Origin of the sequence: Erythrobacter sp. JK5 (assembly GCF_018205975.1) — a bacterium.
Lineage (GTDB): Bacteria > Pseudomonadota > Alphaproteobacteria > Sphingomonadales > Sphingomonadaceae > Erythrobacter.
On sequence record NZ_CP073577.1, the window covers coordinates 832,196 to 845,195 of the forward strand.

Below are 13,000 nucleotides of genomic sequence, written 5' to 3' on the forward strand. Positions count from 1 at the left end.
GAAACGCCGCGAGACAATTCCGAGGAGAGGACACCATGCTGGGAGCGATGCAGGACTGGACCATGCGGATCACCAACGTGATCGATCACGCGGCGCGCGAGGCGGGCGGCCGCGAAATCGTCACCCATTGGGCCGATGGCAGCGAGACCCGCACCGACTGGTCGGGCATCCGCACCGATGCGCTCAAGATGGCGCAGGCCCTCCAGGCGCTCGGCATCAGAAAGGGCGACCGCGTGGCGAGCCTCGCGATGAACCATTCGCGCCATCTGGTCAGCTGGTACGGGGTCGCCGGGATGGGCGGGGTGCTTCACACCGTCAATCCGCGCCTGTTCGACGACCAGCTCGAATACATCGTCAACCACGCCGAGGATCGCGTGCTGCTCTACGATGCGGCGTTCCAGTCGATCGTCGACCGCATGAAGGATCGCTGGACCACGGTCGAGCATTACATCTGCTACGATTCGGGAGAACACAGCCAGTCGTTCGAGGACTGGATCGGCGCGCAGGATGGCGATTTCGAATGGGTCATGGGCGACGAGCGCGATCCGTGCATGATCTGTTACACCAGCGGCACCACCGGCAATCCCAAGGGCGTGCAGTACGAGCATCGCTCGACCCTGCTTCATGCGGTTTCCGGGTTGCAGCCGGCGGCGTTCAACTTCTCGAGTTCGTCGGTGATGCTTCCGGTGGTGCCGATGTTCCACGCGGCGAGCTGGGGCCTGCCCTATGCCGGGGCGATGGCGGGGATCAAGTTCGTGTTCTCCGCGGTCAACGATCCGGCGGTGCTGCACGAGCTGATGCTGCGTGAAAAGGTGACCGACAGTGCCGGGGTGCCGACCGTGTGGCTGGCGCATTTCCAGTATTGCGACGCCAACGGGCTCGACCTGCCGCCCCTGAAAGCCGCAACCATCGGCGGCTCGGCCTGCCCCCGCTTCATGATCGAGCGGCTGATGAAGAACGGCACCCGCGTGCAGCATGCCTGGGGCATGACCGAAACCTCGCCGATCGGCACGGTGGGCGGTCCGACCTGGAACTGGGAAGAATTGAGCTTCGAGGAAAAGATCGATGTCACCGCGATGCAGGGTCGCCCGGTGTTCGGGGTCGAGCTGCGGATCGTCAGCCTCGACGACATGCTGACCGAGCTGCCGCGCGACGGCAAGACCTCGGGCGCGCTGCAGATCCGCGGGCCGTGGGTGATCAAGCGCTATTTCAAGGCGGAGCGGGACGCGGTCAACAACGAGGGCTGGTTCGATACCGGCGATGTCGGGATCATCCACCCCGACGGCACCCTGCAACTGACCGATCGGACCAAGGACGTGATCAAATCGGGTGGCGAGTGGATCAGCTCGGTCGAGCTGGAGAACGCCGCCGTCGGGCACCCGGCGGTGGCCGAAGCGGCCTGCGTCGGGATGCCGCACCCCAAGTGGGACGAACGCCCGGTGCTGTTCGTGGTGAAGAAGGAAGGCTCGGACTGCTCTGGCGAGGAGGTGATCGAGCATCTCAAGCCGTTGGTCGCCAAGTGGTGGCTGCCCGATGCGGTCGAATTCGTCGACGACATCCCCCACACCGCGACCGGCAAGATATCGAAGAAAGACCTGCGCGACCGGTTCGCCGACTACAAGCTGGAGACGTAATCATGGCTCAGGTCTACATCGACCCGTCACCCGCCAATTTCCGGGCCTTCAAGGACCTGCCGCGCGACGAGCCGATCCACATGCTCAACCTGCTGCGCTACCGCGACCTGGCGGAGTATCCCGAAGGCCACGAGCACCACGGCAATGGCTGGTCGGGTCGGCGCGCCTATCGGGAATACGGCAAGACCTCGGGTCCAATCTTTGCGCGCGTCGGCGGCAGTATCGTGTGGCGCGGTGCGTTTCAGACCATGGTCACGGGGCCGGAGCCGGACGAGAAGGTCTGGCACGATGGCTTCGTTGCGCAATACCCCAATTCGGGGGCATTCTTTGCGATGATCAAGGATCCGGATTACCAGCGGGCGGTGGTGAACCGCACCGCCGCGCTGCTGGACAGCCGGCTGATGCGGTTCAAACCGGGTGAAAGCGGCGAGGGGTTCGGGTGACCCCTCAGGTCCCTTCTTCTCCGTCCTCCTCCGGATAGAGATAGCCGATGAAATCGCCGAGCGATGTGGCCCACAGTTCGATCTGGCGGCTGTAGTTTTCGCGCACGATGCCGCCATCGGAGATGATGTACATCCGCACCGAAATCGTCCCTTCGGGATCGAGGTAGGCCCGACCGAAATTCTCGCGATAATTGTATTCTCCGATCGCCTTGGCAATCGACGCATCGTCCGCCCCCGTCGGAGCGCTGAAGGTCGCGAGGATCGATGTGCCGTAGCAATTGCTTTCGGTCTCGTTGTCGTCGCAGGCCATCAGCAGACCGTCCGCCTTGAGCCCGTTGCCAAAGCTGATGTCGATATTGCGCCGGTCGTCGTGCACGTCATAGGTCGCGCCGACTGCATCGAGCGCCTGGGTAAAATCGGCCTTGGTGAAGGTCTGGATCGTGTCCGAATCCTGTGCCTGCGCTGCAGTCCCCAATGCCAATGCCAGCGCCGCCGAAAGTGCGGCCGTACGTGTCCAGTTCATCGATTCCCCCCATCGTTTTTTGCCCAAGCGCGAGCCTAGTCAAAGCAAGCGCATCTGGCCACCGACTTCCGGCCGCCTGAAGCGCGAACAGTCAAGCTCGAACTTCGCCTTCCCGATCCCGGCCTTCTTGCACGCCACCCGGAACCGGGCGCGGAACAGCTCGGCCCACACGCCGCTCGGCCGCATGCGGGTGAAGAAGTCGGGATCGTTGTCGCGGCCGCCTCGGATCGAGCGCACGATGCTCATCACTTTGCTCGCGCGTTCGGGGTAGTGGACGTCGAGCCATTCGCGGAATAGCGGCGCGACTTCGTGCGGGAGGCGCAGCGGTATCCAGCCTGCGCTGGCGACGCCCAGTTCGCCCACGCGCGCGACGATCCCTTCCATGAATTCGTCGGTGATCGCCGGGATGATCGGCGACACCGAACAATGCACCGGCACGCGCGCTTCGACCAGCCTGGCGAGCGCCGCGAGCCTTTTGGCAGGCGCGGTGCAGCGCGGCTCGAGCTTGCCCGACAGCACCGGGTCGAGCGTGGTCACCGAAATCGCCACCGCCACCAGGTCGAGCTTCGCCATTTCCGCCAGCAGGTCGCAATCGTCGATCACCCGGTCGGACTTGGTGGTGATCGTCACGGGATGGCGCGCCTCAAGGCAAACCTCGAGCACCTGCCGCGTGATCCGGTATCGCCGCTCGATCGGTTGGTAGGGATCGGTGTTGGTCCCCATTGCGATCGGGCGGGGCTTGTATCTAGGCTTTGCCAGCGTCGCACGCAGCAATTCGGCGGCATTGGGCTTGGCGAACAGCTTCGTTTCGAAGTCGAGCCCCGGCGAAAGGTCGTGATAGGCGTGGGTGGGGCGCGCAAAGCAATAGATGCAGCCGTGCTCGCACCCGCGATAGGCGTTGATCGAGCGATCGAACGGCACATCGGGCGACTGGTTGAAACTGAGAATCGTCTTGGGATGCTCTTCGGTTACGTGCGTTCGCAGCTTCACCGGCGGGCCGTCCAGCGCCTGCACATGATCGCGCCAGTCGCCGTCGACTTCGCGCTCCGCCAATCCGAAGCGGGTCGGGACATTGCGCGAGGCCGCGCCCCGCCCCGCTTCGGCGTCTGGATGGGTGGGGGAGGGGCGGGTTCTCATGGAGAGAACATATATAGAACATGCCTGCGATTCGGAACCCACCACGTCAGTGCGAGGAGCGAAGCGGAGTCGTAGACGGCTCGATGAGCCACCGGGCAATCCATCTCCCGAAGATTGCTATTATCGTAGGCGGTGCAGATTGATCGAACGTCGGTCGATGGATTGCCGCGCGACCTGTCGGTCGCTCGCAATGACGAAGGAGTAGAATGGCGCTTTCCTACTCCCCGAAGGACTGCCAGATTATGCGCGCTCTTTCACATCGTCGGCCCCAAACGCGTTTCAAGTTGGAGAAGTGTCAACTTCGCCAGAGCGCCTTAAGCACATGACGCTAATCGAGAAATTATCGAAAATGGAGGATGACACAGTGTCAAGTGTGTCAACTTTGGCTCACCGCTCCTTCAGTCGCGGCATCAGTTCGACGAAGTTGCAGGGCCGGTTGCGGCTGTCGAGCTGTTCGGCGAGAATCCCGTCCCAGCCGTCCTTCACCGCGCCGTTCGAACCGGGCAGGGCGAAGATGTATGTGCCCTGCGCCACAACCGCGCAGGCGCGCGACTGGACGGTGCTGGTGCCGATGGTCCGGTAGCTGAGCCAGCGGAACAGCTCGCCGAAGCCGGGAATGTCCTTGTCCTTGACCCGCTCGAGCGCTTCGGGCGTGACGTCGCGGCCCGTCAGCCCGGTGCCACCGGTGCTGACGATCGCATCGATTTCCGGATCATCGATCCACGCGGCGAATTGCGCGGCGAGAACCGCCGCGTCATCCTTCACGATCGCGCGCGCGCAGAGCGTATGGCCGGCGTCGCGGACCCGCTGGGCGAGAATATCGCCCGACGTATCGGTCTCGGCGGTGCGGGTGTCGGATACGGTCAGGATCGCGATGTTGATCGGGGTGAAGATCTTCGCCTCGTCGATCGCCATGCCGTCCCTCCGTTATCGCTGCAGCTGCGCCGACCTCGTTCTAGCCATGTCCGGAAAGACTGGCCACTGCCCTTGTGCAAGCGCCCGACGGCTCGGAGAGTCCACGCCTGCCGCGCGCTCGTACATCCAGTAATTGCGCATCACGATCGATACGTAGCCGCGGGTCTCCCAGTAGGGGATCGATTCCATCCACAGCAATGCGTCGCCCTGATCGTTGATCTCGCTGTTCCAGCGGCTGACCGGGGTCAGGCCGGCGTTGTACGCGGCCATGATCTTGGGCAGCAGGCCCTGCGTCGCATAGCTGTCGCGCAGCATTTCGAGATGCTGCTGGCCGTAGGCAAGGTTGACCTCGGGATCGTTGAGATCCGCGTAGCTCGCGCCGAGATTGAGGCGGCGGTTGTGATCGCGCGCGGTGCCCGGCATGATCTGCATCAGCCCGCGCGCATTGGCGGGGCTGACCGCGCTGGCGCGGAAGTTCGATTCCTGCAGCGCATGGGCAAAGGCGAGGGCGGGATCGACGCTCCACCCGGTCTTGGGACGCCAGCGGGCGACCGGATAGCGCAGCGCCCCTTCGCTCTGCATGCCGTAAGGGGCGTAGTGGGCCATGAACAGCTGGGTCGAGGGCAGGCCAAGCTCGCGCGCCAAGCGCGCCAGCGCCGGGAAATCCTGCGCGCGGCCGGTGCGCGCCTCGTGCCGCAGCACTTCGTCGGCCAGAGCAGGCCGCCCGATTTCGGTCAGAGCAACCGCAACGCGAACGTTGCTTCGGCCGGAAAGCGCGCGCCAGTCGCTCTCGGAAAACGGTGTCGGTTCGGCCTCCTTCGGGAGATCGACTCCGAGCTGGTCGGCAGCGAGCATGCCGTACATGGTCTCGCTGTACTGCGCGGCGGCGCTCAGATGCTGCTGTGCCTGACCCGGTTCGCGGCAGCGGACCAGCGCGCGATGCGCCCAGTAATGCGCGGCGGTGGTGAGTTCGACATTGGTCGATTGTGCGGCGGCGCGGGCGAACGCTTCGGCCGACAGCGAGCAATAGCCAAGTCGCCACGCGGCGAGCCCGGCGACCCATTCCCCCTCGGCGACCCACGGCCCGCTGCCTTCGGAAACCTTTTCCGCCAGCGCGAGCGCGTTGCCGTCGTCGTTCTCGATGTAGAAGCTCCACGCCACGCGCTGGCGCCATTCGGCGCGGGCATCGGAGCTGAGCTGTCCATCGACTTCGATCAGCGCGTTGTACGCGGTCGCCGGATCGTCGTTCTTGATCGCATCGAGGATCGCCAGCTTGGTTTCGGAGGGCATCGTGCCATCGTCCACCGGGCGCGGCCTGATCCGTTTCGAAGCCGAAGGCTGGCTGCGAAAACTCTGCGCCTGCGGAAACGCGGGCAGGTATTCGAGGCCGCGCTTCGCGCCCATGCGACCCAGCTGCTCGGCCTGCGGCAGATCGACGCCGTCCTGGAACCAGCGCGTGATCTGTTCGGCGCTTACCTTGGGGCTGTTGGCGTGGGTGTAATATTCGGCCAGCGCGACCTGGTGGAGCACGTCGCCGTTGCGTCCATCGAGCTGGCCCTCGACGTCGTTCCATTGTTCCTGGTCGATTGCCCGGAACACGTCGCGATACCGTTCGCGCTCGCGCTGCGAAAGGACACTGGGCACGGCCTTGTTCTCGTTGGTCGCGTGGCTGTAGTGCGCCACCATGCTCTGGCTTTGTGCGGCGGCGATGCCCGGCGCGGCCAGAGCAGTGGTGAGGGTGGCTGCAAGCAGCACTGGCCGGAAACACGTTTTCATCATCGTTCGACCGACCATTCGCTCCATCTCCGCCAGAACCGGGCCTTGAGGCGGGGCATGGCCATCAGGCTGTCGAACCCCTCGCTCACCAGTAGCGGTATGGGTGGATCAACTAGGTTGATTTCACGTAAAGATGTAAGCTCTTTCGGCAATTCGTGTCCAATTAACGGCAGAATGTTGCTGCCGAATGCTATCACCTTTTCCGGAGCCGCAAGATTGATGTGTAGCCGCGTGACAGCCGCCATTCCGCTGGCGGCGAGCCGGGCGGTATCGGCCATCGGCGTATGCCGGGTGAGCGCCGAGGCAAGATAGATGTCGTCACGCGCGTATCCCATCGCACCGAGCATCCGGTCGAGCAGGCGCCCCTGCGGGCCGGACAGCAGCGTATCGCTATCCGTTTCTTCCGGATCGGTCACCAGCACCATCAGCTTTACACCGGACTCCCCGCACGGCGGCACCCGTCCGCGCGGGCCGATCGCATCCAGACCGGGCGCGGTCAGCCAGAACTCTCGAAACGCGTCCAGCGATTCCGGCGGCGAGTCGCCTAGCAGGTCGGCCGCGGCAGGAGGAGATTTCGCGGTGTGCCGCGGCGAAGTGGTGTCGCCGCGCTGAGATGCTAATTGCTCATCCCCGGTGGGTTTGCCGGGCCGTTCGGCGGTTTCAGCGGACGGGCGTTCTCCCAACCATGCCGTAGCGTCATCGGCGAAGTCGTAATCGACCCCGGCCGCGCGCCACCAATCGCACATGGCGTTCAGTTCGCGCAGAAGGGTGGGGTCGGCCTGGGTCATGCTATCGAATGCAGGTCTTGACTGTCCGAATCGCAGTTAGCAAGTGCACTCGAGACGTAATACGCGGCCCGTCGAGGCTGGCAGAACCGAGGACCGGAAAAGCGCATGAGCGAACGTGAATCAATGGAATGCGATGTGGTGATCGTCGGCGGAGGCCCGGCCGGGCTGTCTGCAGCGATCAAGCTGAAGCAGATCAACGACGAGCTTGAGGTCGTGGTCCTCGAAAAAGGCTCCGAAATCGGCGCTCACATCCTGTCCGGCGCGGTGGTCGATCCCAAGGCGCTCGACGAACTCTTCCCCGACTGGCGCGACATGGATTGCCCGATGGCGGAAACTCCGGTGAGCGACAACTGGCACTGGGTGCTGTCGAAGAAGGGCAAGACCCCGATACCCCACCTCATCATGCCGCCGCTGATGAGCAACCACGGGTGCTACACCGGTTCGCTCGGCAACATGACCCGCTGGCTTGGTGAACAGGCCGAAGCGCTGGAGGTGATGGTGTTTCCGGGCTTCCCCGCCTCAGAAGTGATCATCGACGACGACGGCAGGGTCGGCGGCGTAATCACGCAGGACATGGGCGTGGCCGCCGATGGCTCGCACAAGCCGGATTACCAGCCGGGCATGGAGATCCGCGCCAAGTACACCCTGTTTGCCGAAGGCGCGCGCGGCTCGCTGACCAAGCAGATGAAGGCGCACTTCGATCTCGAAGCGAATTGCCAGCCGCAGGTCTATGGCCTCGGCGTCAAGGAATTGTGGGATATCGATCCCAAGAAGCACGTTCCCGGACGCGTGATCCACACGCAGGGCTGGCCGCTCAGCGAAAGCGACAGCTGGGGCGGGGGCTTCCTCTACCATCAGGCAAATGGCCAGGTGGCGCTCGGCTTCGTCACCGCGCTCGATTACAAGAACCCGTATGTCTCGCCCTATCAGGAATTCCAGCGCTGGAAGCAGCACCCTGCGATCCGTGAGTATCTCGAAGGCGGAAAACGCGTTGCCTATGGCGCGCGCGCGATCAACGAAGGCGGCTGGCAAAGCGTGCCCAAGCTGGCCTTCCCGGGCGGCGCGCTGATCGGTTGTGCTGCAGGCTTCGTCAACGTGCCGCGGATCAAGGGCAGCCACACCGCGATGAAGAGCGGCATGCTGGCGGCCGAAAGCGTCGCGGCAGCCATTGCAGCGGGGCAGGAACAGACCGAGCTGGGCGATTATGACGATGCGGTGCGGTCGAGCTGGATCGCGACCGAATTGAAGAAGGTCCAGAATGCGCAGCCGGCGGTCGCCAAGTATGGCGGCGATATCGGCACGGCTCTCGCCGGGGTCGACATGTGGATGCGCACGCTCAAGATCGGCCTGCCGATCACGATGGGCCATCATCGTGATTACACCATGACCGGCCGCGCCGATCTCTATCCCAGGATCGATTATCCCAAGCCCGATGGCGAGATCAGCTTCGACCGGCTCACCAACGTCGCCTACAGCTACACCAACCATGCCGAGGATCAGCCGGTCCACCTGCAGGTGCAGGACATCGATCTGCAGAAGAACAGCGAGCTCGAAGTCTTCGGCGGGCCGTCGACGCGCTATTGCCCGGCCGGGGTCTACGAGTGGGTAACAGAAGAGGGCGCGGAGCCGAAGTTCGTGATCAATTCGCAGAACTGCGTGCACTGCAAGACCTGCGACATCAAGGACCCGAACCAGAACATCAACTGGGTAACGCCCGAAGGTGGCGGCGGGCCGAATTATCCGAATATGTAATGCAAATGTCGTCATTGCGAGGAGCCGAAGGCGACACGGCAATCCATCTTCTAACCTTGCGACATGTTGCAGCGTCGGTTGATGGTTTGCTTCGCTTCGCTCGCAATGACGAGGTCTTGTCAGGTTGACTCTCACCGAAACCGCCTACGCCGAGATTGGCCTCGCCTTCATCGCGGCGGTTTTGCTTGCCGGTTGCGCACCAGCAGAGGAGGCGCCATCCGTCGCATCCGCTGACGAGGCATGCGAGCGTACTATAGCGACGCTGGTGGCCGAAAGAGACTATCCTGCTGACCAGATGACTGGCTGTGACGGCTGGAAGAGCGAGGAGCCGGATGGCTTCTACGTTCTGCGCGTTAACGGGTACTGTCACGATCCGAAAGGCTGCGGGAGCGTCCTGATGGGCTGGTATGCGGTCGAAGCCTCAACCGGGGCGGTGTACGATTGGGATGTCGGCGAAATGCAAATCGGCCAGCGGATCGACCAGAAAAGATGATGCGCGAAACCGCCTACGCCAAGATCAATCTCGCACTGCACGTCCGTGCGCGGCGCGATGACGGGTATCATGAGCTTGAGACGCTGTTCGCCTTCGTCGACGCGGGCGACACTTTGAGCGCGCGGGTTGCCGAAGAGGATCGCCTGACCACGGTCGGTGAGTTTGCGGGCGGAATTGACAACCCGCTCGACAATCTGGTCGGCAAGGCGCTGGGAGCGCTTCCGCGACCGCAGGGCCTCGACATCACGCTCGAAAAGAACCTCCCCGTTGCTGCGGGGCTTGGTGGCGGTTCTGCCGATGCAGGCGCGGTGTTCCGGATCATCGAACACCTGCATGGCCTGCCGGACGACTGGCCCGAGCGCGCCGCAAAGCTCGGTGCCGATGTGCCGTCCTGTGTGCGCAGCGACATGGCCATCGGGCGCGGGACTGGGACCGAGCTTGAACCGGTCGAGAACGATCTTGCTGGAACGCCAGTCCTACTGATCAATCCCCGCATCACGCTCTCGACCGCCGCCGTCTTCAACGCCTGGGAAGGGCAGGATCGCGGCCCGCTTCCGCAAGGCACCGCGCGCGATATCGCGCTCCGGGGGCGCAACGATTTGCGCCAAGCGGCGATTTCGCTCTGTCCCGAAATCGCTCAGGCGCTCGAATTGCTCGGGCAGACCGATCCCTGGATGTTGGAAATGTCGGGTTCGGGGGCCACATGCTTCGCATTGTACGAAACCGAAGCGGCGCGCGATGGCGCATCGCGAAAAATATCCGGGCAACATCAAGATATGTGGCAACTCGGCGGGCGTTTGCGCTAAGGAACGGGGCAATGATCGACGGACTACCCTTTCGCCAGATCGGCGAACTCAAGCGCGGCGGCATGGTATGCGTTGCCGATCACGCTTCGAACTTCGTTCCGGAGGACATTCCGCTCGGCATTGCACGCGAACTGCTGGACCAGCATGTTGCCTACGATATCGGGGTTGCCGGGGTCGCGGGGCGCATGGCGCGGCGATACGGGATCCCTGCCCATCTCGCGACGGTGAGCCGCCTGGTGGTCGATCTGCACCGCGAGGAAGATCACCCGAATGTTGTCCCGACGAACTCGGACGGACACCTGATCCCGGGCAATATTGGCGCCAACACGCAGGCACGGCTCGACACATACTACCGCCCCTATCACGAGGCGCTCGGGCGATGGCTCGATGAGGCGCAGCCCGAACTGATCATTTCGCTCCACAGCTTCACGCCGAAGCTGGCCACCAGCGAGGAAGATCGCCCGTGGGAGGTCGCGCTGCTTTACAACGAGGATGATCGCGCCGCGCGCCACGCGATCCGGCTGTTCAGCGAGCTCGGCCTGTCGGTCGGCGACAACGAACCCTATTCGGGCAAGGATCTCAACGCGACGATGAACCGTCATGCCGAGGCGCATGGACGCTATTATTGCGCGATCGAGATTCGTCAGGACCTCATCGCCAACCGGGCTGCGCAATCGCGGTGGGCGGCAATGGTCGCAGACGTGTGCGGAAGGGTTGCGCTGGCGCTCGACTGAAGGCACTGCGCGTGTCGCAATCACTCTGCGACGGGAAACAATATGTCGTTCGACAAGTCCAAGCTGCCCAGCCGCCACGTTTCGGTCGGGCCGGAGCGCGCACCGCACCGTTCCTATTACTATGCGATGGGGATGACCGAGGAAGAGATCGCGCGTCCCTTCGTTGCGGTCGCCAGCGCGGGCAACGATTCCGCGCCGTGCAACACCACCCTCGATGCCCAGGCGAATATCTGCCGCGAAGGCGTTGTCGCCGGGGGAGGGACGCCGCGGCGCTTCAACACCATCACCGTGACCGACGGGATCGCGATGGGCCACCAGGGCATGAAGAGCTCGCTGGTCAGCCGCGAAGTGATCGCCGACAGCGTGGAATTGTCGGTGCGCGGGCACTGCTACGATGCGCTGGTCGGATTTGCCGGATGCGACAAGAGCCTGCCGGGCATGATGATGGCGATGCTGCGGCTCAATGTGCCGTCGATCTTTGTTTATGGCGGCTCGATCCTGCCGGGCACCTTTCACGGCAAGGACGTGACCGTCGTCGATGTGTTCGAGGCTGTCGGCCAGCACGCGGCGGGGAATTGCCCGCTGCAGGAGCTGATCGCGCTCGAAAAGGTCGCTTGCCCCGGCCACGGAGCGTGCGGCGGTCAATTCACCGCCAACACCATGGCCTGTGTCGGCGAAGCGATCGGATTGTCGCTGCCGAACAGCAACATGTCGCCCGCACCGTACAAATCGCGTGAGGAGATTGCGCGCGCGGCGGGAGCGCAGGTGATGAGGTTGCTCGAAGTCAATCTGCGCCCGCGCGATATCTGCACAAGGGCTGCGTTCGAAAACGCCGCCCGGGTTGTCGCCGCGACCGGCGGTTCGACCAATGCCGCGCTCCACCTGCCCGCCATGGCGAGCGAATGCGGGATCGAGTTCGACCTGTTCGACGTCGCAGAGATCTTCAAATCGACACCGTACATCGCCGACCTCAAGCCGGGCGGGAAGTATGTTGCCAAGGACATGCACGAGGCGGGCGGGGTCTACATGGGGATGAAGACGCTGCTCGACGGCGGATTCCTCGATCCGAACCCGATTACCGTCACCGGCAAGACAATCGGCGAAAACCTCGAAGAAATCACCTGGAATCCCGATCAGAAGGTCTTCTACGACGTGAAAAGCCCGATCACGCCCACCGGCGGGGTCGTCGGCCTCAAGGGATCGCTCGCGCCGGATGGTGCGATTGTGAAGGTCGCCGGCATGGCGCGGCTGCAATTCACCGGTACTGCGCGGGTGTTCGATTGCGAGGAAGACGCATTCGAAGCGGTCGAGAACCGCGATATCGCGGAGGGTAGCGTCATCATCATTCGATACGAAGGACCCAAGGGTGGTCCCGGCATGCGCGAAATGCTCTCTACCACCGCGGCGCTGTACGGGCAGGGCATGGGCGAGAAGGTCGCGCTGATAACCGACGGGCGGTTCTCTGGCGCTACGCGCGGGTTCTGCATCGGCCACGTCGGCCCCGAAGCCGCAGATGGCGGCCCGATCGCGTTGGTCGAGGATGGCGACACCATCTCGATCGATGCGGAAACCGGCACGATCGAGCTTGAAGTTGCAGACGACGTGCTGGCCGAGCGCCGCCGCGCCTGGCAGCCACGCACCAACGACTACCAGTCAGGCGCCTTGTGGCGCTATGCCCAGAATGTCGGCCCGGCGAGCAAGGGCGCGCTGACCCATCCGGGCGCGAAGAGCGAAACCCATGTCTTTGCGGATATCTAGCGCGGCGTTCGGACTGTTGCTGGTGGCAGGATGCACGACTGAAAGTCCCGCGCCCGATGGCGACATGATCGACTGCGCAATCGGGCCAGGGGCAGAATTCTCGCGAGTGTGCACACTGGAGCGGACAGGCGTCGGCGAATTCCTGATCCATTCTCCGAATGGCGGCTTCCGGCGGCTCCGAATGGATAAGGGCGGGCCGAGTTCGGTCGACGGCGCGGATCCAGTCGAGATCATTGCAGAT

12 protein-coding genes are annotated in these 13,000 nt (G+C 63.7%); 7 read left to right on the forward strand and 5 right to left on the reverse strand.

Translation table 11 applies throughout. From position 1 onward, the window contains the following. Window positions 1-35: 35 nt before the first annotated feature. Entirely contained in the window at window positions 36-1,634 is a 1,599-nt protein-coding gene (locus tag KDC96_RS04045) for a long-chain fatty acid--CoA ligase (RefSeq protein ID WP_212450902.1), read from the forward strand. A 2-nt stretch (window positions 1,635-1,636) separates the two neighbouring features. Beyond that, window positions 1,637-2,077, forward strand: coding sequence for a DUF1330 domain-containing protein (locus KDC96_RS04050; RefSeq protein ID WP_212450904.1), 441 nt, complete (start codon window positions 1,637-1,639; stop codon window positions 2,075-2,077). A 4-nt stretch (window positions 2,078-2,081) separates the two neighbouring features. On the opposite strand, the gene KDC96_RS04055 is transcribed toward KDC96_RS04050, so the two are convergent. From KDC96_RS04055 to KDC96_RS04075, 5 genes are all read right to left on the reverse strand, one after another. Beyond that, entirely contained in the window at window positions 2,082-2,600 is a 519-nt protein-coding gene (locus KDC96_RS04055) for a YbjN domain-containing protein (RefSeq protein ID WP_212450906.1), read from the reverse strand. A gap of 39 nt (window positions 2,601-2,639) precedes the next feature. Beyond that, the gene (locus KDC96_RS04060; protein ID WP_212450908.1) at window positions 2,640-3,737 is read right to left on the reverse strand and encodes a PA0069 family radical SAM protein; all 1,098 of its coding nucleotides are present in this window, start codon (window positions 3,735-3,737) and stop codon (window positions 2,640-2,642) included. A 387-nt stretch (window positions 3,738-4,124) separates the two neighbouring features. Continuing rightward, window positions 4,125-4,652, reverse strand: a complete 528-nt coding sequence (gene moaB, locus KDC96_RS04065; protein WP_212450910.1) for a molybdenum cofactor biosynthesis protein B — start codon at window positions 4,650-4,652, stop codon at window positions 4,125-4,127. 12 nt (window positions 4,653-4,664) lie between these two features. After that, window positions 4,665-6,431 carry a lytic transglycosylase domain-containing protein gene (locus tag KDC96_RS04070; protein ID WP_212450912.1) on the reverse strand — a complete coding sequence of 589 codons (1,767 nt, stop codon included), beginning with the start codon at window positions 6,429-6,431 and terminating at the stop codon, window positions 4,665-4,667. Further along, window positions 6,428-7,216, reverse strand: coding sequence for a hypothetical protein (locus tag KDC96_RS04075; protein WP_212450914.1), 789 nt, complete (start codon window positions 7,214-7,216; stop codon window positions 6,428-6,430). The genes KDC96_RS04070 and KDC96_RS04075 overlap by 4 nt, the downstream gene beginning before the upstream one ends. A 105-nt stretch (window positions 7,217-7,321) precedes the next feature. On the opposite strand from KDC96_RS04075, the gene KDC96_RS04080 reads away from it, so the two are divergent. The 5 genes from KDC96_RS04080 to ilvD all read left to right on the forward strand — a co-directional run bounded on the left by KDC96_RS04080 (window position 7,322) and on the right by ilvD (window position 12,759). Next, window positions 7,322-8,968, forward strand: coding sequence for an electron transfer flavoprotein-ubiquinone oxidoreductase (locus KDC96_RS04080; protein WP_212450916.1), 1,647 nt, complete (start codon window positions 7,322-7,324; stop codon window positions 8,966-8,968). Window positions 8,969-9,092: 124 nt separating this feature from the next. After that, window positions 9,093-9,461, forward strand: a complete 369-nt coding sequence (locus KDC96_RS04085; protein ID WP_212450918.1) for a hypothetical protein — start codon at window positions 9,093-9,095, stop codon at window positions 9,459-9,461. Next, a complete protein-coding gene (locus tag KDC96_RS04090; protein WP_212450919.1) occupies window positions 9,458-10,267 on the forward strand; it encodes a 4-(cytidine 5'-diphospho)-2-C-methyl-D-erythritol kinase in 810 nt (269 codons plus the stop codon). Before KDC96_RS04085 ends, KDC96_RS04090 begins: the two co-directional genes overlap by 4 nt. Window positions 10,268-10,278: 11 nt before the next feature. Beyond that, a complete protein-coding gene (locus KDC96_RS04095; protein ID WP_212450921.1) occupies window positions 10,279-11,001 on the forward strand; it encodes an N-formylglutamate amidohydrolase in 723 nt (240 codons plus the stop codon). Window positions 11,002-11,043: 42 nt separating this feature from the next. Further along, window positions 11,044-12,759, forward strand: a complete 1,716-nt coding sequence (gene ilvD / locus KDC96_RS04100) for a dihydroxy-acid dehydratase (protein WP_212450923.1) — start codon at window positions 11,044-11,046, stop codon at window positions 12,757-12,759. Window positions 12,760-13,000 lie beyond the last annotated feature (241 nt).

Bases quoted from the DNA above. Each gene is read 5' to 3' on its own strand.
- KDC96_RS04045 (WP_212450902.1), top strand. From the start codon at position 36: ATGCTGGGAGCGATGCAGGACTGGACCATGCGGATCACCAACGTGATC.
- KDC96_RS04050 (WP_212450904.1), top strand. From the start codon at position 1,637: ATGGCTCAGGTCTACATCGACCCGTCACCCGCCAATTTCCGGGCCTTC.
- KDC96_RS04055 (WP_212450906.1), bottom strand. From the start codon at position 2,600: ATGAACTGGACACGTACGGCCGCACTTTCGGCGGCGCTGGCATTGGCA.
- KDC96_RS04060 (WP_212450908.1), bottom strand. From the start codon at position 3,737: ATGAGAACCCGCCCCTCCCCCACCCATCCAGACGCCGAAGCGGGGCGG.
- moaB (WP_212450910.1), bottom strand. From the start codon at position 4,652: ATGGCGATCGACGAGGCGAAGATCTTCACCCCGATCAACATCGCGATC.
- KDC96_RS04070 (WP_212450912.1), bottom strand. From the start codon at position 6,431: ATGATGAAAACGTGTTTCCGGCCAGTGCTGCTTGCAGCCACCCTCACC.
- KDC96_RS04075 (WP_212450914.1), bottom strand. From the start codon at position 7,216: ATGACCCAGGCCGACCCCACCCTTCTGCGCGAACTGAACGCCATGTGC.
- KDC96_RS04080 (WP_212450916.1), top strand. From the start codon at position 7,322: ATGAGCGAACGTGAATCAATGGAATGCGATGTGGTGATCGTCGGCGGA.
- KDC96_RS04090 (WP_212450919.1), top strand. From the start codon at position 9,458: ATGATGCGCGAAACCGCCTACGCCAAGATCAATCTCGCACTGCACGTC.
- KDC96_RS04095 (WP_212450921.1), top strand. From the start codon at position 10,279: ATGATCGACGGACTACCCTTTCGCCAGATCGGCGAACTCAAGCGCGGC.
- ilvD (WP_212450923.1), top strand. From the start codon at position 11,044: ATGTCGTTCGACAAGTCCAAGCTGCCCAGCCGCCACGTTTCGGTCGGG.